Genomic DNA, 25408 nt, shown 5'->3' on the forward strand with positions numbered 1-25408 from the left:
GAAAATTCCGGCGTAAAGATTGGATTCAACATTTCCCGGTAAACTGCCGTTAGCCATTCATCCGGCCCCGTTCGGGCCTGATGAAGCCAATGTCGTTTTCTGTGTTGTGTACGGGTTCCATGCGTTTTTCGGCTGTTCCTGCGATCTTTCTTGCCTGCCTGACGATCTCGGGCTGCGCATCCAGCACGACCCCCGAGGGTCTGGTTTCCGGTGTGGTGTCGAAGGAAACGACGAGCTCGGTTTCCCCGCCGCCCGCTCCGGTTCCGGCCGCGCCCGTTTATGCGCAGGCCGCGCCCTCAGCCCCCATGCCGCATCAGGAAGAGCTGGCCTGGGCAGGCCAGGTGCCGCAGCCGCAGGCCTTCGAGCCCGTCAATCGCGTCGTCGGCGCCCCGGTTCCCGCCGAGCGCCCGGAAGCGCTGATGGCAGCACCGGTGCCGATGGCCGAACCCGCATTCGCCTCGCGCACCCGCTCGCGCATCTATGCCCACCAGTTCCGCGATGCCAAGCCGATCAATTTCGGCCGCGCATCGCCGCGCAAGCTCGCCGTCCACGGCGTCGATGTCTCGCGCTGGCAGGGCAATATCGACTGGGCGACGCTTAGAACCCAGGGCGCCAACTTCGCCTATATCAAGGCCACCGACGGCGGCGACCATCTTGATCCGATGTTCCGCACCAACTGGCAGCGCGCCAAGGCCGCTGGCATGAAGCGCGGCGCCTATCACTTCTTCTACTGGTGCCGCACCGCCGGCGAACAGGCCGATTGGTTCATGCGCAACGTGCCGCGCGATCCCGATGCCCTGCCGCCTGTCATCGACGTCGAGTGGAACGGCGAATCCAGCTGCAAGCGCCGCCCGTCACCCGAGCGCGTCGTCGAAAAGATGCAGGTCTTCATGGACAAGCTGGAGCGCTATTACGGCAAGCGCCCGATCATCTACACGGCGCCCGATTTCTACCGCGACAACCTGCGCGGCCAGTTCCCAAGCCACCCCTTCTGGCTCCGCTCCGTCGCCGCCCACCCGGCCCAAGTCTATCCCGGCCGCCGCTGGATGCTCTGGCAGTATTCGGGTTCAGGGCTATCGCAGGGTGTGGAGGGCAAGATTGACTTGAACGTGTTCCATGGGTCCGAGGCGGAATGGCACGAGTTTGCTGCGTCGCGGGAGGGGTGAGGGGGCGTCGACCATGCTTTCCGGTTGCACTCGAGATAGATGCAACAGTGGAGCTACTCTCCCGGGTAACGGTAGAAGTAGCATTTAAGAGCAGCATGAAGGCGCCGCGAAGATACCCTCATCATGGGGCAGCCCAGCAAGTCTGTTGAGAATTTCGCGCTGCAACTTTCGGTCCGAAGGCCCCCGCTATCATCGATTCTGCGCCAGCATTCCTTCGGCTACTGTGCGTTCATTAAACACGAATGAGCAGCCTACCGAGCTTTCTGGCCGGAGCATTAGGTGAAGCGTTTCATCAGAGACTTAAGGAGCGTCAGCCTCCCTCCAATTGAATCCGGTGACATGGGCATAGTCGCTTTTGCATTCAGGGCACTTCACTTGGCCCCGAGGACCAGCTGTCTGGACTAATCGATAGTACCTTCCAAGATTCTGCTCGCAGCGGGGGCAGAACGGCAAGCCTTGCGGCTGGCCGTCCCGGCCTTTCTCATACTTGTAGCCATTTCGTTCGATGAGATCTGCTTTCTTTTCGAAGTTGCCGCGTAGCTCAGCGATAGCTTTGTCCTTCGCCCTCAATTCTTCTTGTGCGTCGGCGAGCGCCATCTTCACCTCAGCCAGAGAGCCGTAAAGATCTGCCATCCGTGCTTTAAATTCGCCGGCATCGAAGCCTTTGTCGATCTCGCGTAGGTCCTTCGCAATTCCGATCGCTTGCCCCAAGAAGCCCAATGCAGCAGCAATATCGACCATCAGAAATTCCTCAGGCGACGTTGATATCCTCGCCATACTTGGTAGTCGGCAGGAATCACGCCATCGACACGTGCCACTTTCAGCAGGTACTCCCTTAACTCAGACCACGATTTCGCGTCCGGCATGTTCGGATCACGTCTAGCGTCCTTCGTGAAGTCGCCTGCTGGAGTGTTGGTTACGGCTCTCTGATTGAGATATTCCCTGAATGACATTGATCGCCCCCTCATCAGCTCTGCTAGTCCTAGCCAAGCAGAGGCACAGGCGATTGTCGATAGCCCTTCTCGAAGATCGCTCTTGCGTTGCACATGTCTCGCGGTGACTTTCAGCGGTTTCCCAATTGTAAGGGCGCCGGCAGACCGCGGTCCAACCGCTCAATGCCCTAAACTATCCCCGAAAATAGCTGTCGGCCCTCTATAGAAGAACTTGCTGTGAAGGGATGGGCTTAGCCCCGTACAACGAGGCATATCTCAATCGAAACGCCGGGCTTCCCGAGAGTGAAAGCCGGAAACTTAAAGCACGAACACGAGTCCCGAATCGTCACAAAATGTTCCGATACTACGATGGAAACGTCAGCCGGAAAAATTTGGCTGGGGAACCTGGACTCGAACCAAGATTAACGGAGTCAGAGTCCGTCGTTCTACCATTGAACTATTCCCCAGCAGGAGCGGCGCGTCGGCCGCTTCGCTGTCGTGCGGGGCTTATAACCAAATCGCGGCGGAATGCAAATAGCTGTTTTGAAAAAATTTCAGGGCATGTGGAGGATGCGTTTCAGGGGCTTCTAAAACTGTTTTCAAAAAGAATTTGGTGATTTTGGCATGCGCTGGTATTCTTGCGGCAACGCAAAAATCTAATGAGCGCCAGCAGCATACCGTTCAGGCCTTGCGCGGCGCGTGGAAAAACAACGTGGAAGACCCCGAAGGCGGCGCCAAGCCGCAATTTGACGGGGCGCCAGCGGCACAGCGCAAGGACGGCAAAAAGTCCAGGCGCCGCAAGGGAAAACGTGGCGGTCAGAACCGCAACGCGCCCCAGGCCGCTTCGCAGACCGCCTCCGGATCCTCTGGAGACGCTGCGCGCCCAACGGAAAACACCGCAGGGAATCCGTCCCGCAAGCGCAAGCGCCGCCGCCGTGGCAATGCTGTGCCGCAAACCGGCGTGGCACCGCAGGCCGCCATCCAGCATCAGAAGGTTGCCGACAGTGCGGCGAATCCATCTGGCGATTCGGAGCATGCCTCGCGCCGCAACCGGCGCAAGCATCGCGGAAAGCGCGGCCTGCAGGGCCGTCCGCTGACGCCGGAGAAGACCGCTTCCCAGCCATCGTCTGCTGCAAATCAGCCGTCCGCCCGGGCGAACAGTCATGCCGATGCGCGAAGCGGCGACCAGCCACGCCCGCATCGCGCCGGCGAACGCGAGCATCACGGCTTCGAACATCCCTGGCCGGACGAGCTCTATGCAGCGCTCGACCTCGGCACCAACAATTGCCGCCTGTTGATTGCCCAGCCGACACGTCCGGGCCAGTTCCGCGTCGTCGATGCCTTTTCGCGTATCGTTCGCCTCGGCGAGGGGCTGGCGGCCAGCGGCCGTCTCTCCGACGAAGCGATGGATCGCGCCGTCGATGCGCTTCGCGTCTGCGCCGGCAAATTGAAGAACCGCGAAATCCGCCGTATGCGGCTGATCGCCACCGAAGCCTGCCGCCAGGCATCGAACGGCGAAGCGTTCCTGGAGCGCGTCGTTGCCGAAACCGGTCTGGATCTCGAAATCATCGACCGCGAAACCGAAGCCCGGCTTGCGGTCTCCGGATGCTCGTCGCTTGTCGGGCGTGAAACCCGCTCAGTCGTGCTGTTCGATATCGGCGGCGGCTCGTCCGAGATCGCCGTCATCCGCATCGGCGAAAACCGATTCAGCCGTCTCGCGAATCACATCACCCACTGGACCTCGCTGCCGGTCGGCGTCGTCACGCTGTCCGAGCGCCATGGCGGCAGGGACGTGACGCCTGATGTCTTCGAAGGCATGGTCAGCGAAGTCGCGGGCATGCTCTCCGGTTTCGATTGCCCCGATATCGAGGTTGCCCAGTCGACCGATTTCCATCTGATCGGCACATCGGGCACGGTGACGACGCTTGCCGGCGTCCATCTCGATCTGCCGCGCTATGACCGCCGCAAGGTGGATGGTATCTGGTTGTCGGATGACGAAGTTTCGGCCATGCAGGCGAAGCTCCTGTCGTGGGATTTTGCAAGCCGCGCCGCCAATCCGTGCATCGGCCCCGACCGGGCCGATCTGGTTCTGGCCGGTTGCGCCATTTTGGAAGCCATCCGCCGCCGCTGGCCGAGCCCGCGCATGCGCGTTGCCGATCGCGGCTTGAGGGAAGGCCTGTTGACCGACATGATGGCGGATGATGGCGTCTGGCGCCGTCACCGCAATCGCCGCGGCCAGCGTGGAAGGTAAGAGAACAATGACCAAGGCACCCATTGCGGGCAACCGCACCGGCCGCAAGCTCGGCCAGCGCGTCAAGAACAAGAAGATGAAGGCGTCGTCGCGCCAGTGGCTGCAGCGCCATATCAACGATCCCTATGTGCAGCGCGCGCAGCTCGAGGGCTATCGCGCCCGCGCGGCCTTCAAGCTGCTGGAGATCGACGAGAAGTACAACATCCTCAAGGGCGCCCGCCGCATCATCGATCTGGGCGCCGCTCCGGGCAGCTGGTCGCAGATCGCCGCCAAGGTCACCGGTTCGACCGACGAGGATATCCGCGTCGCGGCCATCGACTTCCTGGAAATGACGCAGCTTCCGGGCGTCAAGGTTCTGCAGCTCGACTTCCTGGATCCATCGGCGCCTGAAGCGCTGATGGAAGCCGTCGGCGGCACGCCCGATCTCGTCATCTCCGACATGGCGGCGCCGACCACCGGCCATCACCGCACCGATCACCTGCGCACCATGCATCTCTGCGAGGTCGCAGCGCATTTCGCCATCGAGGTGCTGGGTGAAGGCGGTCACTTTCTGACCAAGACCTTCCAGGGCGGCACCGAGCGCGAGCTCTTGACCATGCTGAAGCAGCATTTCAAGCAGGTCGTCCACGTCAAGCCGGCATCGTCGCGCGCCGAATCGGTCGAGATGTTCCTGCTCGCCAAGGGCTTCAAAGGCCGTCAAAAACAGGTTGACGTTACGGAAGCTTGATCTTTCGGGTGAACTGGGGCGATTATGACAGTCCCAAGACTTGGAATATCACAGACCCATGCTTCTCTATCTGACCCTCGGAACCAATGACATCGAGCGGGCACGGCATTTCTATGATGCCATCATGCCGCCGCTCGGCTATCGCTGCCAGCGCTATTCGGAAGAAGAAATCGGCTATTCGGCCGATGGCGATACCCGCTGCCGGCTCTGGGTGGTCACGCCGTTCAACCGGCGCCGCGCGTCGAATGGCAATGGCACGATGACCGCACTGTCTGCGGCGAGCCGGGCCGATGTCGATGCCTTCTACGCGGCGGCGATCGCCGCTGGCGGCAAGGACGAAGGCGAACCGGGCCTTCGCCCGTTCCACGACAATTTCTACGCCGCCTATGTCAGGGATCCTGACGGGAACAAGCTCAGCGCCGTCTGCGAGTTGCCGGAATAGGCTATTTCACCGCCTGCTGCTCGGCCTCGATGGCGGCAGGCGTGATCGGCTTGCCACGATGGCCGGAGACCACGGCCCCGGCATTCCTGTCCATGCGGATGAACGGGATCATCGCGATGAGCGTCAGCGCGGCGATGACGTAGAAGGCGACGTGGAAATCGGCCACCTGCAGCGCTTCGCCGCGGAAATAGATGCAGGTTTCCAGGATCATGGCGGCAACGGAAACGCCGAGCGCCAGGCTGATCTGCTGCATCACCGAACTCATCGACGTCGCCTGACTGGCCTCCGAATCCTTGATGTCGGCAAAGGCCAGCGCATTGATGCCGGTGAAGATGAACGATCGCGAGAAGCCGCCGATCAGCAGAATGATGACGATCGCCAGATGCGGGGTCTCCGGCGTGAAGAAGCCCGTTGCGGCGGTGACAACGGTCGTCACGCACGCCGCAGTCAGCAGCGTCGAGCGGAAACCGGCGGCGGCAAAGACGCGGCGCGCCATGAACTTGGTGGTGATCGCCCCGATCGCCCCCGAGAAGGTGATGAGGCCGGATTGAAACGGCGTCAGGCCGAAGCCGAGCTGCAGCATCAGCGGTGTCAGGAATGGCATGGCGCCGACGCAGATGCGAAACAGCGTGCCGCCCGTGGTCGAGGCGCGGAAGGTGGCGTTCTTGAAGAGGTCGAGGTTCAGGATCGGCGCCGGGTGGCTCCTGGCGTGGCGGACGTAAAGCCAGCCGCAGATGAGGCCGATGATCGTCGCCGTGATGCCGATGACGGGCGGCAGCGCCGGCAGGCTGACGACCGAGAGGCCGAAGACGACGCCGGCCGCTGAGACGGACGTCAGGATAAAGCCGATGACATCGAGTTTCGGTGGCCGCGTCGCCTCGACATGCGGCAGAAAGATCGTCGCCAGCCACACGCCGATGACGCCGACCGGAACATTGATCAGGAAGATCCAGTGCCAGCTGAAATAGGTGGTGATGAAACCGCCGAGCGGCGGTCCGGCCAGCGGGCCGACCAGCGCCGGGATGGTGAGCAGCGCCATGGCTGAGACAAGATCGCTGCGCTGCGTCGTTCGCACCAGCACGAGGCGGCCGACCGGGGTCATCATCGAGCCGCCGATCCCCTGCAGGAAGCGGGCGAAGACGAATTCGACGAGATTGGACGAACTGGCGCAGAAGATCGAGCCGACGACGAAAACGCCGATGGCCAGCCGGAAGATGTTTTTGGCGCCGAACCTGTCGGCCATCCAGCCGCTGATCGGAATGAAGACGGCCAGCGACACCATGTAGGAGGTCAGCGCCAGCTTCAGGGTGATCGGGTTGACATGCAGGTCATTGGCGATCGCCGGCAGTGCGGTGGCGATAACAGTCGAATCCATCTGCTCCATGAAAAGAGCGACGGCAAGGATCAGCGGAACGATGCGGTTCATAGGCGAAAGCCTTGAATGGTCTTTGGGGGCGGCTGCTGTTTAGTCCCGGGCTCGGTCTCTGCCAATCCCGGAAATGCTGAAGTCTACACATCCGCTTCACGTCTGCGTGAGACGGCTTGTTCGACAACTTCTCCTTTCAACATTGACATATGCTTACGCCGCCGCGGCCAGAAATGCCCGGCAAGCACGTGGGGATGAGTGCGAATAGAGATCGCACGTTGCCGGAGGATGGATATATGGCAGTTTCATTGGGGATGAAGCGGCGCACGCTTTTTGCCGCAGGTCTTGGCCTGCTGGCGGCGCCGGCCATTTTGAGAATACCGGCCCAGGCGGCCGAGACCGGAGATAAAGCAAAGATGACGACAGCATTGCCAGAGATCAATCAATTCAAGCTGGGTTCCTTCAAGATCACCGCTGTCCGCGACGGCAGCAACGTGCTGGAGAAGCCGTTCGAAACCTTCGGCACCAATCAGGATCCGGAAGCAGTGAAGATACTGCTCACCGAAAACTTCCTGCCCGCCGACAAGTTCGTGAACAGCTATTCGCCCGCGATCATCGATACCGGTTCCGATGTGATCCTCGTCGATACAGGCTTCGGCGCCGGTGCCCGCGAGCGTGGCATGGGCAAGCTGCAGGATGGCCTGAAGGCTGCAGGCTATTCCGCCGACGACATCACCGTCGTGGCGCTCACCCACATGCACGGCGACCATATCGGTGGCATGATGGAAGGCGGCGCCCCGGCTTTCAAGAACGCTCGCTATGTCGCCGGTCAGGCGGAATATGATTTCTGGACCGACAAGGCCCGCGAGGGGACGCCGGCCGAAGGCGGCCACAAGGCTGTTCTCGCCAATGTCGTGCCCTTTGCCGAAAAGACCACCTTCATCAAGGAAGGCGATTCCGTCGTCAGCGGCATCACCGCGATGCTGGCGCCTGGCCATACGCCCGGCCACATGGTCTTCCATGCGCAGTCCGATAACAAGCAGCTGGTTTTCACCGGCGATACGGCAAACCATTACATCCTGTCGCTGCTGCATCCGGAATGGGAAGTGCGTTTCGACATGAACAAGGCCGAGGCCGCCGCTTCGCGCAAGAAGGTGTTCGACCTGATCGCCACCGACAAGATCGCCTTCCTCGGCTATCACATGCCGTTCCCGGCGGTCGGCTTCGTCGAAAAGCAGGGCGCCGGCTACCGCTTCGTCCCCAAGAGCTATCAGTTCGATATCTGATGGGAGACGGGAGCGGCCCACACCGCTCCCGTTTTTTCAACGCTCAGTCGCCCTGCCAGAAGGGCAGGGTGGTCCTTTTCGAGATACGGTACACGGCAGCCGGCGGAAAATTCTGGATCGTCCGTCCCAGGAACACCGCCTTGAGGCCCAGCCTGTCGAGGATCGGGCGTGGCACCGGGCAGCGCGGGCCGTAGGTGAACTGGTAGAACTTGCCCTGCCTGCCGAGATGCCTGAAGGCGCCGGCCAGGATCGCCATCACCTGGCGCGGCGGCATGGAGAGCAGCGGCAACCCGCTGACAACGGCGCCCGCAGGGCCGCCGATATCGAGCTGTCCGATCTTCGCTGCATCGCTTTCGACAATCGCCGCCTGCGGAAAACGCGCCGCCAGCATGCCGGTGAATTCGCGTCCTTTCTCGATCAGCACCAGATCGCTCTCAGCGACGCCGCGGCCGATCAGTGCGCGCGTGAAGACGCCGGTGCCCGGCCCGAGTTCGATGACGCGGCCGGCTGCCGGGTCGATCTCCTGGGTAATGAGCTGGGCCAGCGAGCGGCCCGACGGAATGGCAGAGGCGACGCGCAGCGGATTTCGCAGCCAGGCGCGCAGAAATAGAAACGTGTCGGAGGATGTGCAGGTGGTGTTCACGGCTTGCAGCTCCAGTGCCCGTTGGAATTGGCGGATGGTGTCGTCTTGAAGAGAATGCGGTCCAGCCCGTGGACACATGGGAAACGGACATGCCGGAAACAAGGCTGCGTGGCCTGGGAATGCGCCACATCGTCCTATTCCCTGGACGCGCAGCAGGCATTCGCGTTTTGCTATTCCCAACCTGTCATAGACGTGTTACCAGCCCTCGCCAACTTCCAAAGCAACCCTTGCACACCGCCGGTGCGGACGATTCGTTCCGGGTGGGGTCGCATTTTTCTTATTTGAAGGAAATTGGCCATGGCTCGCATCATTGAAACGCCGACCGGTTTGGACGCACTCACGTTTGACGACGTGCTGTTGCAGCCCGGTCATTCCGAAGTTCTGCCGGGCCAGACCAGCGTCGCGACACGTATCGCAACCGACTTCGAACTGAATATCCCGATCATTTCGTCTGCCATGGACACCGTCACGGAAAGCCGTCTGGCGATCGCCATGGCCCAGGCCGGCGGCCTCGGCGTCATCCACAAGAACCTGACGCCGGTCGAGCAGGCCGAGCAGGTCCGCCAGGTCAAGAAGTTCGAAAGCGGCATGGTCGTCAACCCCGTCACCATCGGCCCCGATGCGACGCTCGCCGATGCGCTGGGCCTGATGAAGATGTACTCGATCTCCGGCATCCCGGTCGTTGAGAAGTCCGGCCGCCTCGTCGGCATTCTCACAAACCGCGACGTTCGCTTCGCCTCCGATCCTTCGCAGAAGATCTACGAGCTGATGACCCGCGAAGGCCTCATCACCGTCAAGGAAAATGTCGATCAGCAGGAGGCCAAGCGCCTTCTGCACGCGCACCGCATCGAAAAGCTGCTGGTCGTCGATGGCGAAGGCCGCTGCGTCGGTCTGATCACCGTCAAGGATATCGAGAAGTCTCAGTTGAACCCGAACGCTTCGAAGGATGCGCAGGGCCGTCTTCGCGCTGCCGCTGCCGTCGGCGTCGGTGATGACGGTTTCGAGCGTGCCGAGCGCCTGATCGAAGCCGGCGTCGACCTTCTGGTCGTCGATACCGCCCACGGTCATTCGCAGGGCGTTCTCAATGCCGTGGCGCGCGTCAAGAAGCTGTCCAACTCGGTTCGCGTCATGGCCGGCAACGTCGCCACCTCTGATGGCACCAAGGCGCTGATCGATGCCGGTGCGGATGCGGTCAAGGTCGGTATCGGCCCGGGTTCGATCTGCACGACGCGTATCGTCGCCGGTGTCGGCGTTCCGCAGCTCGCAGCCATCATGTCGGCTGTCGAAGCAGCGCAGGCGCAGGACGTCCCTGTGATCGCCGATGGCGGCATCAAGTTCTCCGGCGACGTTGCCAAGGCGATCGCCTCGGGCGCATCGGCCGTCATGATCGGCTCGTTGCTCGCCGGCACCGACGAAAGCCCGGGTGAAGTCTACCTCTACCAGGGCCGTTCCTTCAAAGCCTATCGTGGCATGGGCTCCGTCGGCGCCATGGCCCGCGGCTCGGCTGACCGCTACTTCCAGGCCGAAGTCCGCGACACGCTGAAGCTCGTGCCTGAGGGTATCGAGGGCCAGGTTCCCTACAAGGGTCCGGTATCGGGTGTGCTCCACCAGCTCGCAGGCGGCCTGAAGGCTGCCATGGGTTATGTCGGCGGCAAGGACCTCAAGGAATTCCAGGAGCGCGCCACCTTCGTGCGCATCTCCGGCGCCGGTCTGCGCGAAAGCCATCCGCATGACGTGACGATCACCCGCGAAAGCCCGAACTATCCGGGCTCCGGCGTCTGATAATGACAGCGGGCAGCCGGATACCGCTCCGCATCATCGGGCTGCTCGCCATTCTCTGCATTGCCGCTTTTGGCTGGGCGCTCTTCGGTTTCGTCCTGCCCTTTCAGCACGAAACCGGCCGCGCCATGCTCGATAGCTATGTCGCAGGCTATGACGAGGCGACTGTCGCGGCCATGCAGGCCTTGCTGAAGGACAATGCCGCCGCCTATGGAATTCTCCGTTCCATGTATCTCGGCCCTGAGCTGGTGTTGCCCGCCTTGCTGGCGATGCTGCTCCTGAGTCTCATCCTCAAGCTCGAGACCACAGGGCGATATTTCGGCAAGCCGGTTCATCCGGCTCTTGTAAAAGCCGTCCTGGCATTGCCGCTCATCTATGTGTTTTCCGATTATGCCGAAAACATATCGAGCCTGATTGCCTTCGGCGGCAGCCCGTCTTCGGCCACCGCGGTCACCATCCTGCCCTGGCTGACCAAGCTGAAATTCGCCTCGCTCGCCGTTACCGTGATCGCCATCATCCGCTTCGCGCTGATCCGTTTCGGGCCGAAGGACGAAGCCTAGCGCGGCCAGCGCCAGGGCGGGTTAGAAAGCCGCGCGATCATGAATTCCGACAGTGCCTCGATCTTCGCCGGGCGTGCCCGCGCCGATGGCGTGACGAAATAGAGCGCCCCGCTCGGCAGCGTCCAGTCCGGCAAGATCGCCTTCAGCCGCCCGTCCGCCAGATATTCGCTGGCCAGGAACTCCGGAAGTTCGCAGATCCCGAGACCGCGCAGCGCCAGCGGCACCAGCGCTTCGGAATTGGTCGCTCTCAACGGCCCGCTGGGCGTCACATATTCCTCATCGCCCTGCCGGTTCTTCAGGCGCCAGACATCCTGCTTCGGCCGGTAGGAATAGCCGAGCAGATGATGGGCGGCGAGATCGCGTGGATGATCGGGGCAGCCGTATTTCTCAAGGTAGGCGGGTGCGGCCAGAATGAACGGCGCAACCGGCGCCAGCCGCCGCGCGACCAGCGATGAGTCGGGCAGCACGGCGATCCTGAGCGCCGCATCGAAGCCGTCGCCGACGAGATCGACGCTGGCATCGCTCATATGCAGGTCGATGCTGATGTCAGGGTATTGTTCGAAGAAATCGGGCAGGATCGGCGCGACCCAGCGCAGGCCGAAGGACATCGGCACAGCCAGCCGGATCAACCCGCGCGGACGGCTGGAGAGTTCGCGGGCGGCATTCTCCATCTCTTCCGCTTCGCAATAGATGCGCGATGCCCGATCGGATAGCCGGGCGCCGAACTCGGTCAGCGACAGCTGCCGGGAGGTGCGGTTGAAAAGCCGCGCGCCGAGCCGTTCTTCCAACCTGGCGACACCGCGCGAGACGGTGGCAACCGAGACGCCGAGCGTCTTTGCCGCGCGGGCAAAAGAGCGTTCCTCCGCCACCTTGGCAAACATTGCTAGACCTTCGAAATCGGGCAATTTCATTGTTTCAAATCTGCAATGATGACTTTCATTTCTTTCTATTCCGAAATGATCTGGTCGTCCATATCTCAGCATCAGTCGAACACAAGGAGACGACTGATATGACCCAGAGACTGAATGGAAAGATTGCCGTCATCACCGGCGCCACCTCGGGCATCGGCCTTGCCACCGCCAAACGTTTCGCCGCCGAAGGCGCACGCGTCTTTATCACCGGCCGTCGCGCCGATGTACTGCAGAAAGCCGTCGCTGAAATCGGCGGCAATGCCACCGGCATTCAGGCCGACTCGGCAAAGCTCGCCGATCTCGACAGGCTCTACGCGCAGGTGAAGGCGGAAGCCGGCCGCATCGATGTGCTCTTCGTCAATGCTGGCGGCGGCTCGTTCGCTCCGATCGGCGAAATCACCGAGGAGCAGTATGACGATACCTTCGGCCGCAATGTGAAGGGCGTGCTCTTCACCGTGCAGAAGGCGCTGCCGCTGCTCGCCAAAGGCTCCTCCGTTATCCTCACCGGCTCGACGGCAGGCTCGACCGGCACTCCCGCCTTCAGCGTCTATGCCGCTTCCAAGGCTGCGATCCGCAATTTCTCGCGCAACTGGATCCTCGACCTCAAGGATCGCGGCATCCGCATCAATACGCTGAGCCCCGGCCCGACCGAGACCACCGGTCTCGTCGAACTTGCCGGTCAGGACAAGGCGCAGCAGCAGGGCTTGCTCGATCTGCTGGCCGGTCAGGTCCCGATGGGCCGCGTCGGCCGCGCGGATGAGATTGCCGCCGCCGCGCTCTTCCTCGCCTCCGATGACTCGAGCTTCGTCACCGGTGCCGAGCTCTTTGCCGACGGCGGTATCGCCCAGGTCTGAATCTCATGCCCGCTGCGTCTTTTCGCGGCGGGCATTCCTCTGGCAAGCGCTTTCCTTTTCCTTTACTGCTCTGAAAAATTTGAATGAAGCGGAAAGGAAATGCCCATATGACCGGTTTCGAGATCTTCTGGCCGATCGTCGGCCAAGTCGTCCTGGTCTTCATCCTTTACGGCCTGCTCGGCTACCGCCGCCGCCGGATGGTGAGGCAGGGCAAGATCAGGATTTCCGAATACCGCGAAAACCGGGATGAGCCGCCCGAGAGCCTTTTCGTCAAGAACAGCATCGCCAATCAGTTCGAGCTGCCGGTTCTCTTCTATGTCTGCTGTGTGCTTCTCTATATCACCGAGGCCGACAATCTTCCGTCGCTCGTGCTCGCCTGGCTCTTCGTCGTGCTGCGCTATGCACACGCCTATGTTCACGTGACCAGCAACAACATGCGAATCCGCAGCCCGCTCTTTGCGCTCGGCTGTGCCGCTCTGCTCGGCATGTGGGCCTGGCTGATCGGCTGGATGGCCTTCAGCGGGTAACGTATATTTGTACACCGCTTGTTTTGCACTGACCTATCTTCCTGCTCGGGCATGGCACGGGTAGGGAAGAGGAGATCGATATGGACAAGCCGGAAATCACACAGGCGATGATCAGCGCCTATGATGAATACACACATCTGACATTGGACCGCCGCGGCTTCATGGACAAGCTGACGAAGCTTGCCGGATCCGCAGGCGCCGCCGCCGTCATCGCCCCGATGCTGGCGGCAAACAAGGCCGCCGCCGAAATGGTGCCGGCCGGCGACGAGCGGCTGACGGCGAAAGACGTGACTTATCCGGGCGGCAGCGGCGAGATGAAGGGGTATCTCGTTGAGCCGAAGGCCGTATCCGGCAAGCTCGGCAGCGTCATCGTCATTCACGAGAACCGCGGCCTCAACCCGCATATTCGCGATGTCGCCCGCCGCATGGCGCTGGAAGGCTTCATCGCTCTGGCTCCGGATTTTCTATCGCCGCTCGGCGGCACGCCTGAAAACGAGGATCAGGCCCGCGAGCTCTTCGGCAAGCTCGATGCCACGGCCACAGCGGCTAATGCCGAAGCAACGCTGAAATATCTGCAGACGCTGCCGAATGCGAATGGCAATGTCGGCGCCATCGGTTTCTGCTGGGGCGGCGGCACGGTCAACAACTTCGCCACCAAATCGCCGGAGCTCAAGGCGGGTGTCGCCTATTATGGCGCCCAGCCGAAGGCGGATCAGGTGCCCGGTATCAAGGCGGCGCTGATGCTGCACTATGCCGGTCTCGACGATCGCATCAATGCCGGCATCGATGCCTACAAGAAGGAGCTGGAGGCCAACGGTAAGAATTTCCAGATCTTCGTCTATGATGGCGTCAATCACGCGTTCAACAACGATACGTCGTCTGCGCGATATGACAAGAAGGCTGCTGATTTGGCCTGGAGCCGCACCGTGGATTTCCTCAAGAAGAACCTGGCCTGATCTTTCGGCTGCCAAGTCATCCACAGGGTTAGACATGAAAAATCGGGGCATTTTGCTCCGATTTTTGTCGAGTTTGACAGTTCGTTAAAATGCGAAGTTTTCCCTTCACGGCGCATGAAGACCTGCATGCCATATCGCTCGGATGCGCCGGTTTGAGACAGCTGCCGCCGCTCAAGAATAAGCTGTGGGGGCGGGTCGGCATGAGCATAGACAATGTGGATCGCATCGGCCTGCGCCGGAAACCGAAGCAAGAGCGCAGCATTCAGCGTTTCGATCTCATCCTGTCCGCTGCCGCCGAGATTATCGCCGAAAAGGGCGTGAGTGCCATGCGCATGACCGAACTTGCGGTCGCCGCCAAGGTGCCGATCGGTTCGGTCTATCAGTACTTCCCGGAAAAAGCGGCGATCGTCAAAGCGCTGTTCGATCGTCATGCCAGCGAGGTGCAGGCCAAGACCGCGCAGGTCTTCGCCAACGTCCACTCACTGGAAGACGCGCTTCATCTCATCGAGGGGATGATCGACTGGTACTACGATGCCTATCGCAACGACCCGACCTATCTCGGCGTCTGGATGGGCACCGAAACCGATCAGGATCTGTTGCGGTTGAACATCGATCACAGCAATCGGGTTGCCGATATCTTCTACGAAGCCGTCAAGCGCGTAGCGCCGGAACTCGAAGCGATCGACATGCAGGCACGCACCTATCTCTTCAGCCACTTGATCGGCGCCTCGATCCGTCTTGCGGTCAAGAGCGAGGAAGAACTGGCGCGGCGCATGCTCGGCGAATGGAAGCGCGTGATCCGCGCTTCGCTCTTCTCCAAGGCAAGCTGAAACTTACCAGCTCGGCACCATGTTGGCAGCCTTCAGCCGCGGGTAGTTGCGCGCATAGGCGGTCTTCAGATCGGCTTCCAGATTGTCGTCGACGACAGCAGGCGTGATGTTGTCGAGGCAGGCCGTGATGTGGGCCGTGATCGCATTCATCAGCGAGATGGAAACGCCAGGACGCTTCATGATGCCGATCTGAACCGGGGGCAGGGCGGGGAAGCCGTCTGCCTGGCTGAGCACCTTCATACCGGTTCTCAGCGCCGATTCCGGCATGACCGAGACGGCCATGCCCGCCAGCACGGCAGCAGCAACAACCGTGCAGGACCAGCTGGTGAACAGGATCTGATGCTCGCGTCCGACGGCATCGAGCGCCGAGCAGGCAAGCTGGCGCCACTGGCAGTCGCGGCGGCCGACGGCAAGCGGCACCGGCGCGTCGTCACGGATCGGATGGTTGGCCGAGCCGACCCAGCAGAGCGGTTCGGTTCTGACAACATCCGACATGCGTTCGCGGGGGTTATGGGTGACGAGCGCGATATCGAGCTCGCCCTTGTGCATGCGCTCGGCAAGGTCCACCGATGGTTCGCAAACGATATAGAGCTCGACATTCGGATGCGTCTTGGCGAAACGGCCGATGATCTCAGGCATGTAGCGGTCGGCATAGTCGTCGGGCGTGCCGATGCGCAGCATGCCTTCGAGACGATTGTCGTCGAAAGCCGCCATCGCCTCGTTGTTCAGACGGATGATCCGCCGCGCATAGTTGAGCAGCTTCTCGCCCTCGGCCGTCAGCCGGTTGCCGCGGCCGTCCTTGATGAAAAGTTGCTTGCCGATCCGCTCTTCCAGCCGCCGCATCTGCATCGAAACCGCCGACTGCGTCTTGTAGACGCGATCTGCCGCCTTGGTGAAGCTGCCGGAATCGACGATGGCGATGAAGGTCTGCAACTGGTCAATATCAAGAGGCGCTGACATGGGCTCACCTATAACGATCTCTGATAATAACCATTAGAAACATTCGTTGGACTGATCAATAGGGCTTTGGCATCTTCTGGCTGCAAATCAAGCAAAGTGAAGGACAGAGACCCTTCTGTCCGCCTTGAGTTCCAGCCCGCATGCCTTCCCGCTCGACCTCGCGGGAGGGGTGGGTTGTTGCGCCCGAAAGAAAGGAGAGTTCGATGCGCATGATTGACCAGACTTTAGAACTCGACTGTGCCAAGCAGCCTGTGAGCGTGTCCGCACGCCTTGCCGGCATCCTTGCGCCGCTCGCTGCTCTCTTTCGCGGCTACCGCAATCGCAGAGCAATCAACGGTCTTACGGAGCTTGATGACTATCAGTTGCGGGATATCGGCCTGACCCGCGCCGATATCGCCTCCGCCCTGCTGACGTCGACCTTCTTCGAGGACCCGTCACCGCAGCTGACCGACTCCGCCCGCCGCCGCTGGCGCCTGTCGATCTTCCGCTCCTATATCGATTAGGAGCGGACCCTTTTTCCCCGCAGGGTGATAGCCAATAGCCCTGCCTCTTAACCCGGTGACCGCTTTCCCAAGCCGTCTCCGGGTTTTTTTATGGTTTGGAGGAGGGGGAAGGTGCTTTCGGGCGGTAGGCGTCGAAGATCGATTCCAGGTTCTTCTGATAGTTCTTTTGCACTTCCAGCCCGCTGTCAAACATGGTGTTCAGCATATCCATGTAACCGGCAGCTTGTTCCTTCGGTGCGTCCTTGGCCGGTTCCGGGGCTTTCGGTTGTTGCGGGTTCATCCCCGCCATCATGTCCTGGAATGCCTTGGCGAAGGGATTGTCGAGAAATGGATTGGCTGCGGCCTTCTCCGCTTCAGGCTTCGGCACGCTGAACATCAGCTGCATCGCCTGCGTGAAGGGATTGTCGAAGATGCTCGGCTCGGGTGCGGCCTTCTGCTTCGGCGCAAAACCGGTGCTCTCCAGCCATGTCTGGATCGTCTCGCCCATCGCCGTGTTGACGAAGGGATTGACCGGCGATGACATCTGACCCATCGACTGCTTGAACAGCCCGCCCATCAGCGTGCTGGCGATCACCGGCAGCATCTGCTTGTAGATCTCCTGGCCGATGCCGGTCATCTGTGCCGCCTGAGCCGCAACGGCGCGGGAGACCTCTTGAGAGCCGAACAGTTGTGCGAGGACATTGTTGCCATCGGTCACGCCCTGCGGCGTGAAGGCCTTGCTCATGTCCTCGAAATATTTGCCGTAATTTCCCGAGGAAACCGATTGCATCAGCCCCATGAAATCATAGGGGTTGCTTGTGCTGCGTTTCAGTCCGGCGGAGAAGGCCGGCATCAGCGCCGCCATCGCCTTGGTCGCCTGTTCCTGCGCAAGGTTGAACTGCTTGGCGATGGCATCCATCGCCGCGCCATTCTGCGCCTGCATCATCATGTCGAAGAGTGGCAGCATGGGCAGTCCTTCCGCTGTTTAGTGCGTTTGAATCGCTACTATAAACGGAAATAGGAATGCGCAAACGGCTTTTTGCCGGAGACCTTAGTACTGATATTCCTCGAAGACGGGTTCGACGGAACCGTTCCACCGGCCGTTGAAGCGGGCGAGCAGATCTTCCGCGAGTGTCGCCTTCTTGGCCATCACCTCATCGAGCGGCGACAGGAAGATCGTCTCGTCCTGGCCTTCCTTGTTGAGGCGATTGCGCGACTTCAGGCCGGCCTTGGAAAGGGCGAGCACATCCTTCGCTGCGTCGAACAAGGCATGACCACGGAACGAAGCCTTCAGGCCCTCGGCCGGCACGGCATTACGCAATGCGACGACCTCATCGAACGTCCAGTCCTTGGTGAACTGATCGGCAGCTTCGAGCGCCGCTTCATCATAGAGCAGGCCGACCCAGAAGGCGGGCAGCGCACAGATCCGGCGCCACGGGCCGCCATCGGCGCCGCGCATTTCGAGGAAGCGCTTCAGGCGCACGTCGGGGAACAGCGTCGAGAGATGGTTGGTCCAGTCGCCCATCGTCGGCTCCCAGTCCTTGATCTCGCTCTTCAGCGCGCCGTTCATGAACTGGCGGAAGGTGACGTGGGTACAGTCCTTGTAGCGGCCGTCGCGAACGATGAAATACATCGGCACGTCGAGCGCCCATTCGGCATAGTCCTTGAAGCCGAAATCGTCGCGGAAGGTGAAATCGAGCGGGCCCGAGCGGCGGTTGTCGGTATCCGTCCAGATGTCGCCGCGCCAGGAGAGCAGGCCGTTCGGCTTGTTTTCGGTAAATGGCGAGGAGGCAAAGAGCGCGGTCGCGAACGACTGCAGCTTCATCGAAACGCGCATCTTCTTGCGCATGTCGGCTTCCGAGGAGAAGTCGAGGTTCACCTGGATCGTGCAGGTCCGGTACATCATGTCGAGACCCTTGCTGCCGACCTTGGGCATGTAGCGGGTCATGATGTCGTAACGGGATTTCGGCATGCGCGGCGTTTCCGCCAGCGTCCATTTCGGGCTGCCGCCGATGCCGAGGAAGCGGATGCCCATCGGCTCGGCGATCTCGCGAAGGACGGCGAGATGCTGGTTGGATTCTCTGCAGGTCTCGTGGATGGTTTCGAGCGGAGCACCCGACAGTTCGAACTGGCCGCCCGGCTCGATCGAGATCGCGCCCATGCCGTGCTGTTCGCCAAGGCCGATGATATTCTCACCGTCCATGATCGGCTCCCAGCCGGAACGTTCCTGCAGGCCCTTCAACAGCGCGGAAATGCTGGCATCGCCGGCATAGGGAACGGGGCTGTTGTCGGCGCGGAAGAAGGCGAACTTCTCATGCTCGGTGCCGATGCGGAATTTTTCCGTCGGCTTGTTCCCCGCAGCAAGATAATCGGTCAGCTCCTGAACCGAAGAGAGCGGTGTCTGGTCGGTGGTGTCGCGAGCCATGCAAATCTAACCTGTATTCTGGGGGAACGCCTTTTGGGCGCGGCAATGGAAGGGTGATTAGGACCGCTCTCAGGTATGTTGCAAGTGAAATTCTTTCAACGCCGGTTCAAAAAAATAGCATCCTGTATCTTGAGTGAATAGGCGCAAGGTTAATTCCAGTCGCCGATCGCTGCCTGGATGACGGCCATTGCCGCTACAGCAGCTGTATCCGCACGCAGGATTCTCGGGCCGAGCGGGATGGCGGTGACGAAATTGAGGTTGCGCAGCCGGGTGCGCTCCTCTTCCGAAAACCCGCCTTCCGGGCCGACCAGAAGCGCGAGCTTCTTTTCGGTGATCGCCGAGAGCAGCGGCAGCGGATTCTGCCCGGCATCGCCCTCGTCGCAATAGATGATCCGCCGATCGGCCTTCCAGCCGTCCAGAAGATCGAAAAGTCTCACGGGTTCGGCGACATCGGGAATGCCGAGAATACCGCACTGCTCTGCCGCCTCGATGACGTTGGCCTTGAGCTTGTCGAGATTGGTGATCTTGCCCTGCACATGCTGGGTCATGACCGGCTGCAGAACGCCGGCTCCCATCTCCACCGCCTTCTGCACCAGATAGTCCAGCCGCCCCACTTTCAGCGGCGCGAAGAGATAGTGAAGATCGGATGGCGCGGGCTGCGGCCGCGTCTGTTCGACCGGGGTCAGCAGGATGCGCTTGCGGGTCGGGAAGGCGAGGGTGGCTTTCCATTCCCCATCCCGGCCGTTGAAAACGAGAATCTCCGCGCCGTCGGTCAGGCGCAGCACATTCGCCAAGTAATTATACTGGTCAGAGCTGGCTTCGACGGCGGCATTGGCGGCAAGCGGTGCGTCGATGAACAGCCGCTGCATGCGGAAATTGGCGCGCATTCTAGATTTCCCGGTCAAACGAAGAGGGCGAACATAACCCAATAGAGCAGCGCCGCAAGCGCACCCGAGGCCGGAACGGTGATCACCCAGGCGGCGATGATCGTCATGAAATGCGACCGGCGCACCAGATAGCGGCGGCGGGTCTCATGCACATTCGGATCGGCCGGTTCGTCGATCGCCCAGCTCTCCGCCTTATGGCGCATATAGGCGATGCGGCGCTTCGAGTTGCGGGTGTACCATTCGCGGAAGAAGCCAACGCCGAAGACCGAGCCGACCGCGATATGCGTCGTGCTGACCGGAAGGCCGAACCAGGAGGCAAGAATGACGGTAAAGGCGGTCGACAGCGCCACGCAATAGGCGCGCATCGGATTGAGCTTGGTGATCTGTTCGCCGACGAGACGGATCAGGCGCGGGCCGAACAGCAGCAGACCGACCGAGATGCCGAGAGCGCCGATCAGCATCACCCAGAGCGGCGGGGCGATCTCCCCGTGAACGGGCAGAAGCGTCGTCGAGCGCACGATTGCCGAAAGCGGGCCGACCGCGTTCGAAACGTCGTTTGCACCATGGGCGAAGGAGAGCAGGGCGGCAGAGCCGATCAGCGGATATTTGAAGAGGATGCGCAACGAGCTGTTGCGGTTCTCGAGCCCCTCGGATTGGCGGCGGACGATCGGCCGGGCGATGAGCCAGCAGAAAACGGTTGTCGCCAGCCCATAGGCCAGCACCGTCGTTGCCGGGAAACGGTCCGGTGTCGTGAGTTGCAGGATCATATAGGCCGTAAATGCGCCGGCCATTGCCGCGATCAGCACAGGCACCCAGCGCCGGGCCGCCGCGATCTTGTCGTCGCGGTAAATGACGAAAGTCTTGACGAGGAACAGCAGGCCGGCGGCGATCACCCCGCCGATGATCGGCGACGTCACCCAGCTCGACGAGATTTCCGCCATCACCCGCCAGTTGACCGGCTCCGGGCCGACGGCAGCGATGCCGGCGCCGATGACGGCGCCGACGATCGCATGGGTGGTGGAAACAGGCGCGTTGAGCCAGGTCGCGAGATTGATCCACAACGCGGCCGCCATCAGTGCCGCCATCATGATCCAGGCAAGCAATCCTTCCGGAACCTGCACGGCATCGACGATGCTGGACGAAATGGTCTTCACCACTTCGCCTCCCGCGATGGTCGCGCCCAGGATCTCAAAGATCGCGGCAATCACCAGCGCCTGCGCCATCGTCATCGCGCGTGCACCGACGGCGGCGCCGACATTGTTCGTCACGTCGTTCGCGCCGATATTCATTGCCATGTAGGCGGCAAGCGCGGCAGCGGCGATGATCAGCACTGCACTCGGCCGGTCGAAGACGTAGACCCCGGCAAATAGCATCGCGAGACCGAGGAACACCAGGCCGATGCCCGGTGCGATCAGCTTGCGCGCAACGAATTTCGAGGCATCCTCGACGTGGCTATATTTGTCGAGGTCCTTGTCGAGCGTGCGTTTTGTAAGGACAGGTGTCTTCTCGGCCATGCTCTTTCCTGGAAGGAATCCTGCTTTAACGCTGTCATTCCTAACAGCGCAAGATGGCAGGAATCATTCCGCCGGAATCTGCTTGGCGCGGCTTGCCTGAAGATGTTCGTCGATGCGGCGCTTGAACTGCAGGAACAGGTCGCGAAGCTCCGGCTCACGGACCCGCTTGCAGGCCTCGTCGCAGGAAACCCACTCGATCGTGCGTTCGCCCTTTTCCTTGAAGTTCTTGGCAAGCTCGGAAACCTCGAGCGCATAAACCTGCACCTTGCAGCTCACCTTCAGTCCATCCTTCAGGACCTTCGGATAGCTGTAGGCGCCGAGCGTCTCGTGCTCGACGCTGCCGCGCACGCCTGCTTCTTCATAGGCTTCGCGGGCGGCGACCTCATAGGAGCACTTGCCGTTCATCGGCCAGCCCTTGGGAATGACCCAGCGGCCGGTATCGCGGCTGGTCATCAGCAGGACCTCGACGTCGTTGCTCTTCTTCTTCATCCGATAGCACAGCGCAGCATACTGCTGTCTCGGCGGACGCCGGAACATCAGCTGCATGTCGGAGGCTAGGCGGGAGAGAAGAGTCAACTGTCGGGTCACCTTTCGAGTCGTTTCAGAGAATCATTAATATTAGCATGTGCTGGAAAGCTTGCGCGATCCATGCGCCATTTAACGGTGCATAACGCGGCTATGGTTTTTAATAGGCAAATCTCACGCCGCAGCGGGTCGAAATTCCGGCAAAACCTGTTCTGTTTCCGCCTTTGCACAGGTGTTCAATATGGGGCCTTCTTGCCTTTCGTTCAATGCCCATATCAATCTGGGGATATCGTTTCCTGTTGATGACCGCCATGCGCCTTCCGCCACTCAATTCAATCAGAGCTTTCGAAGCCGTCTGCCGTAAGGGCAGCGTGCTCAGGGCTGCCGAAGAGCTCGGTGTCGTGCGCGGTGCGGTGCGTCTGCAGATCGCGGCACTCGAGAATTATTTCGGCGAGAAGCTCTTCACCCGTGAAGGCCGCCGCCTCGTGCCGACCGACCGGGCCAGGGCTTTTGCCGAAGCGGCAACGGCGGCGTTCTCCCTGTTGCAGCATGCCGCCGGTGACCTGCAGAAGGACGATAGCCGCAAGCTCCGTCTCGGCGTTCCCTCCGCCTTCGGCATCTGGTGGCTGATGCCGCGCATCGGCAGCCTGCAACGGGCGCTTGGCGATGCCGAGATCGATATCGTACCGATGGCGGTCGCCGAGCCGCTGTTGCAGCATCCGGAGCTCGATGCCGTCATCATGGGGGGCGAGTACCGCCCCTCGGCCGGTGTGGCCGCCATCCGCTTCATGGAAGACGAGTTCGGTCCGGTGGCAGCACCCCAACTTACCGCCACCTTCGGCAGCGATCCCATGGGCATGGCTACAGCTGCCATGCTCGTCAGCCGCAGCGTGCCGAAGCTTTGGGACGAATGGTTTGCCGAAAGCGGCACACCGGCAGTCAGCTTCGCCCGCCGTCAGGAATTCGAGGATCTGCTGCTGGCGCTCGGTGCGGCCCGATCCGGCCTCGGTGTGGCACTCGCTCCGCGCGCATCGATCGAGGATGATCTGGCGCGCAATATTCTGACTGCTCCCTTCGGCTTCATCCGCCGTCCGGCAGGCTATAGCCTCTGCTGCCGCACGACGGATCTTCGAAAGCCGCATTTCACCGCATTGCGCGACTGGCTGGTCAAGGCAGGCGAGGGAACCGAATAGGGCAGATTTACTGCCGTATCGGCAGCGAATTATCCATGCCGCGCGGTCGCGGTGGGCGTTATGACGGTCATCAGCGACAGGAGACCATCATGGAAAATACCGCCACCCGCATCGACTGGATCGGAAACAGCTGCCGTCTGCTGAAGGCAACGGCCGCCGAATTCAAACGCACCCGCCCCTTCGAAGGCCTCACGATCGGCACCGGTATCCATCTGGAGCCGAAGACGGTGGCGCTCCTGACGACGCTGCGTGCCGGCGGCGCAAAGCTCGTCTGCACCGGAAATCTGAACAGCACCCAGCCGTCGACGGTCGACTATCTCCGCTCCCAGGGCATCACCGTCTTCGCCACACAGACGACCGATCCTGCCGAGCATCACCGCAGCCTCGAAGCCGTTGTCGATGCCAAGCCCGACCTGCTGCTCGATAATGGCGGCGATCTTTTCGCCATCGCCGCGGAACGCCCCTATGCCAACCTGCTCGGCGGTACGGAGGAGACGACCTCGGGCCGCACGCGCCTGCTGCCGATGCGTGAAAAGCTGAACATGCCGATCCTTGTCATCAACGACAGCCCGATCAAGCAATTCGCCGAAAACAAGCATGCCGTCGGTCAGAGCCTGTTCGAAAGCTACATGCGCTTCACCAACCGCTCCACCAACGGCAAGCGCGTCACCGTCTTCGGCTACGGCGCCTGCGGCAAGGGCACGGCCGCCAGTTTCCGCAATGCTTTCTCGACCGTCAGCGTCGTTGATATCGATCCGGTGACGGCGTTGGAAGCGCATCTCGATGGTTTCGTTACCCCGCTGCGCCGGGATGCGATCCGCTCCGCCGACGTCCTCATCACCGTCACCGGTTTCCCGGGTATCGTCACGGTCGCCGACCTGCCGCTGATCAAGAACGGCGCGATCCTGATGAATGGCGGCCATTTCCCGCTGGAGATCGACGTATCGGGCTTCCGCGCCCATCCCGATGTCGTCGGCATCGACCGCTACGAGGCAGATGTCATGGAAACGCTGTATCTGAAGGACGGCCGCTCGATCCACATCCTCGGCGGCGGCCATATGGCCAACCTCGCAGGACCGCGCCCGCTCGGCAATTCGGTCGAATCCATGGATCTCGGCTTCACGCTGCAGGCCCGCTGCCTGGAACGCGTCGCCAAGCGCGGTGCCGGCCCGGAATCCTGCCTCGTGCCGGTGCCCAGGGATATTGATGCGATGGTGGCGAGCGCCTATCTCGATCTCGCGCGCTAGGCTCAGCCCTGGTGGACGATCGTCCCGATTGCGTTGACGAGCAGCCGCGCTGCCGTCAGCGCCGAAATCCCGTCGATATCGGCTGGCGGATAGAGTTCGACGAGATCGAAGCCAACGATCCTGCCACGGCGGCCCACGCCCGCGATAAGGTCGATAACCTGCGTGTAGGTCAGCCCACCGGGCGTGCGGGCCGCGACGCCTGGCATGACGCTGGGGTCGAGCCCGTCGCAGTCGAGCGTGATCACCACCTGCGCGCCTTCAGGAATATGCCGCAGCGCCGCCTCGACGCCCTGTGCATGAATTTCCCGGGCGGTGACGAGATGGCTCCCATAACGCTTAGCCGCCTCGACTTCCGCGCGGCGCGCACTGCCGACCCCACGGATACCGGCCTGCACCATGCCTGCGACATGCGCCATTTCGCTCGCCCGCCGCATTGGGTTTGAATAGCCCTGGCGCTCGCCATGCAGCTCATCGCGCCAGTCGATATGGGCGTCGATCTGCAGGATCCAGATCGGGCCGTGACCGGCGAAACCGGCAAGGAAAGGGATCGGCACGGAATCGTCGCCGCCAAGCAGGATCGGCACTGCAGACATCGCCAGCACCTCCCGCGTCTTCGCCTCGATCAGCGCCCGGTTTCCGGCATTGTCCCGGGCGTCGGTCGGCAAATCTCCGGCATCGACGCAGCAGACCGGCTTGCCGTCGAACAACGGCCCGCCGAGATCGAAATCCCAATGCTCGATCAGCCCCGCATCTTCCTGGCTGGCCGCGCGGATTGTGTTGGCCGAGCCCGCATAGCCGCTGCTGTCCTTGCCGGGATAGGTCGTGCCGTGACCGGCGCCGAAGATCACCATGCGCGGCGTTCCGCCGTCATCGAGACGGTCGGATAGGCCAAGGAAAAGAGGCGAAGCAGTCATGTCAGTCTCCAGATGTGATCGGCGGTGGAGG

The 25408-nt window shown here is 61.5% G+C and carries 24 protein-coding genes, 1 tRNA gene and 2 pseudogenes; 15 read left to right on the forward strand and 12 right to left on the reverse strand.

Translation table 11 applies throughout. The features are described from left to right. Positions 1 to 119 precede the first annotated feature (119 nt). Positions 120 to 1166 (forward strand): glycoside hydrolase family 25 protein, encoded by a 1047-nt coding sequence (locus AC1DNK_RS03080; protein WP_477939230.1) that lies wholly within the window; start codon positions 120 to 122, stop codon positions 1164 to 1166. Between the two features lie 300 nt (positions 1167 to 1466). Here AC1DNK_RS03080 and AC1DNK_RS03085 read toward each other — a convergent pair whose 3' ends face one another. Beyond that, the gene (locus AC1DNK_RS03085) at positions 1467 to 1907 is read right to left on the reverse strand and encodes a hypothetical protein (protein ID WP_477939231.1); all 441 of its coding nucleotides are present in this window, start codon (positions 1905 to 1907) and stop codon (positions 1467 to 1469) included. Between the two features lie 584 nt (positions 1908 to 2491). After that, a tRNA-Gln gene (locus tag AC1DNK_RS03090) sits at positions 2492 to 2565 on the reverse strand. A gap of 245 nt (positions 2566 to 2810) precedes the next feature. Between AC1DNK_RS03090 and AC1DNK_RS03095 the strand changes: the two are divergent. From AC1DNK_RS03095 to AC1DNK_RS03110, 4 genes and pseudogenes are all read left to right on the forward strand, one after another. Then, positions 2811 to 3039 (forward strand): annotated as a pseudogene (locus AC1DNK_RS03095) (Ppx/GppA phosphatase family protein); the annotation flags it as partial. Between the two features lie 95 nt (positions 3040 to 3134). After that, positions 3135 to 4349, forward strand: a pseudogene (locus tag AC1DNK_RS03100) (Ppx/GppA phosphatase family protein); the annotation flags it as partial. Positions 4350 to 4356: 7 nt separating this feature from the next. After that, positions 4357 to 5076: an RlmE family RNA methyltransferase gene (locus tag AC1DNK_RS03105; protein ID WP_112538160.1), complete on the forward strand. Its 720-nt coding sequence runs from the start codon at positions 4357 to 4359 to the stop codon at positions 5074 to 5076. Positions 5077 to 5134: 58 nt separating this feature from the next. Further along, the gene (locus AC1DNK_RS03110) at positions 5135 to 5518 is read left to right on the forward strand and encodes a VOC family protein (protein WP_477939233.1); all 384 of its coding nucleotides are present in this window, start codon (positions 5135 to 5137) and stop codon (positions 5516 to 5518) included. Between the two features lies 1 nt (position 5519). Here AC1DNK_RS03110 and AC1DNK_RS03115 read toward each other — a convergent pair whose 3' ends face one another. Continuing rightward, positions 5520 to 6944, reverse strand: coding sequence for a DHA2 family efflux MFS transporter permease subunit (locus tag AC1DNK_RS03115; RefSeq protein ID WP_477939234.1), 1425 nt, complete (start codon positions 6942 to 6944; stop codon positions 5520 to 5522). 236 nt (positions 6945 to 7180) lie between these two features. On the opposite strand from AC1DNK_RS03115, the gene AC1DNK_RS03120 reads away from it, so the two are divergent. Beyond that, positions 7181 to 8170 (forward strand): MBL fold metallo-hydrolase, encoded by a 990-nt coding sequence (locus tag AC1DNK_RS03120; protein ID WP_477939236.1) that lies wholly within the window; start codon positions 7181 to 7183, stop codon positions 8168 to 8170. A gap of 43 nt (positions 8171 to 8213) precedes the next feature. On the opposite strand, the gene AC1DNK_RS03125 is transcribed toward AC1DNK_RS03120, so the two are convergent. Continuing rightward, a complete protein-coding gene (locus tag AC1DNK_RS03125; RefSeq protein ID WP_477939237.1) occupies positions 8214 to 8813 on the reverse strand; it encodes a class I SAM-dependent methyltransferase in 600 nt (199 codons plus the stop codon). 297 nt (positions 8814 to 9110) lie between these two features. Here AC1DNK_RS03125 and guaB point away from each other — a divergent pair, with 297 nt between their 5' ends. Beyond that, complete coding sequence (gene guaB, locus AC1DNK_RS03130) at positions 9111 to 10595, forward strand: IMP dehydrogenase (protein ID WP_112513905.1); 1485 nt, start codon at positions 9111 to 9113, stop codon at positions 10593 to 10595. A 2-nt stretch (positions 10596 to 10597) separates the two neighbouring features. Further along, positions 10598 to 11152, forward strand: coding sequence for a hypothetical protein (locus tag AC1DNK_RS03135; RefSeq protein ID WP_477939238.1), 555 nt, complete (start codon positions 10598 to 10600; stop codon positions 11150 to 11152). On the opposite strand, the gene AC1DNK_RS03140 is transcribed toward AC1DNK_RS03135, so the two are convergent. Then, positions 11149 to 12063: a LysR family transcriptional regulator gene (locus AC1DNK_RS03140; protein WP_477939239.1), complete on the reverse strand. Its 915-nt coding sequence runs from the start codon at positions 12061 to 12063 to the stop codon at positions 11149 to 11151. The genes AC1DNK_RS03135 and AC1DNK_RS03140 overlap by 4 nt on opposite strands. A gap of 98 nt (positions 12064 to 12161) precedes the next feature. On the opposite strand from AC1DNK_RS03140, the gene AC1DNK_RS03145 reads away from it, so the two are divergent. From AC1DNK_RS03145 to AC1DNK_RS03160, 4 genes are all read left to right on the forward strand, one after another. Further along, positions 12162 to 12917: an SDR family oxidoreductase gene (locus AC1DNK_RS03145; protein WP_310292740.1), complete on the forward strand. Its 756-nt coding sequence runs from the start codon at positions 12162 to 12164 to the stop codon at positions 12915 to 12917. 107 nt (positions 12918 to 13024) lie between these two features. Next, positions 13025 to 13444, forward strand: a complete 420-nt coding sequence (locus AC1DNK_RS03150; protein ID WP_112387690.1) for an MAPEG family protein — start codon at positions 13025 to 13027, stop codon at positions 13442 to 13444. A gap of 80 nt (positions 13445 to 13524) precedes the next feature. After that, positions 13525 to 14400, forward strand: coding sequence for a dienelactone hydrolase family protein (locus tag AC1DNK_RS03155; RefSeq protein WP_477939241.1), 876 nt, complete (start codon positions 13525 to 13527; stop codon positions 14398 to 14400). Between the two features lie 200 nt (positions 14401 to 14600). Beyond that, the gene (locus tag AC1DNK_RS03160; RefSeq protein WP_477939242.1) at positions 14601 to 15230 is read left to right on the forward strand and encodes a TetR/AcrR family transcriptional regulator; all 630 of its coding nucleotides are present in this window, start codon (positions 14601 to 14603) and stop codon (positions 15228 to 15230) included. A gap of 3 nt (positions 15231 to 15233) precedes the next feature. Here the strand turns inward: AC1DNK_RS03160 and AC1DNK_RS03165 are convergent, their stop codons facing one another. Further along, entirely contained in the window at positions 15234 to 16190 is a 957-nt protein-coding gene (locus AC1DNK_RS03165) for a LysR substrate-binding domain-containing protein (protein ID WP_112387692.1), read from the reverse strand. Between the two features lie 203 nt (positions 16191 to 16393). On the opposite strand from AC1DNK_RS03165, the gene AC1DNK_RS03170 reads away from it, so the two are divergent. After that, entirely contained in the window at positions 16394 to 16693 is a 300-nt protein-coding gene (locus AC1DNK_RS03170) for a DUF1127 domain-containing protein (protein WP_112513899.1), read from the forward strand. An 88-nt stretch (positions 16694 to 16781) separates the two neighbouring features. Here AC1DNK_RS03170 and AC1DNK_RS03175 read toward each other — a convergent pair whose 3' ends face one another. The 5 genes from AC1DNK_RS03175 to AC1DNK_RS03195 form a co-directional block, all read right to left on the reverse strand. Next, positions 16782 to 17639, reverse strand: coding sequence for a DUF937 domain-containing protein (locus tag AC1DNK_RS03175; RefSeq protein ID WP_477939244.1), 858 nt, complete (start codon positions 17637 to 17639; stop codon positions 16782 to 16784). An 84-nt stretch (positions 17640 to 17723) separates the two neighbouring features. Beyond that, the gene (locus tag AC1DNK_RS03180; protein ID WP_477939246.1) at positions 17724 to 19097 is read right to left on the reverse strand and encodes a glutamate--cysteine ligase; all 1374 of its coding nucleotides are present in this window, start codon (positions 19095 to 19097) and stop codon (positions 17724 to 17726) included. Between the two features lie 149 nt (positions 19098 to 19246). After that, entirely contained in the window at positions 19247 to 19984 is a 738-nt protein-coding gene (locus AC1DNK_RS03185; protein WP_477939248.1) for a 16S rRNA (uracil(1498)-N(3))-methyltransferase, read from the reverse strand. A gap of 14 nt (positions 19985 to 19998) precedes the next feature. Beyond that, on the reverse strand, positions 19999 to 21498 hold the full coding sequence (locus AC1DNK_RS03190; RefSeq protein ID WP_477939249.1) for an inorganic phosphate transporter: 1500 nt from the start codon (positions 21496 to 21498) through the stop codon (positions 19999 to 20001). Between the two features lie 63 nt (positions 21499 to 21561). Beyond that, complete coding sequence (locus AC1DNK_RS03195) at positions 21562 to 22074, reverse strand: NUDIX hydrolase (protein WP_112387698.1); 513 nt, start codon at positions 22072 to 22074, stop codon at positions 21562 to 21564. A 260-nt stretch (positions 22075 to 22334) separates the two neighbouring features. Here AC1DNK_RS03195 and AC1DNK_RS03200 point away from each other — a divergent pair, with 260 nt between their 5' ends. Both AC1DNK_RS03200 and AC1DNK_RS03205 read left to right on the forward strand, forming a co-directional pair. Beyond that, positions 22335 to 23216, forward strand: coding sequence for a LysR substrate-binding domain-containing protein (locus AC1DNK_RS03200; RefSeq protein ID WP_477939250.1), 882 nt, complete (start codon positions 22335 to 22337; stop codon positions 23214 to 23216). Between the two features lie 35 nt (positions 23217 to 23251). Further along, complete coding sequence (locus AC1DNK_RS03205) at positions 23252 to 24463, forward strand: adenosylhomocysteinase (RefSeq protein WP_477939252.1); 1212 nt, start codon at positions 23252 to 23254, stop codon at positions 24461 to 24463. A gap of 2 nt (positions 24464 to 24465) precedes the next feature. Here AC1DNK_RS03205 and AC1DNK_RS03210 read toward each other — a convergent pair whose 3' ends face one another. Next, a complete protein-coding gene (locus AC1DNK_RS03210; protein ID WP_477939253.1) occupies positions 24466 to 25377 on the reverse strand; it encodes an agmatinase in 912 nt (303 codons plus the stop codon). Positions 25378 to 25408 lie beyond the last annotated feature (31 nt).

It is taken from the genome of Rhizobium sp. 01N424, from assembly GCF_056399485.1.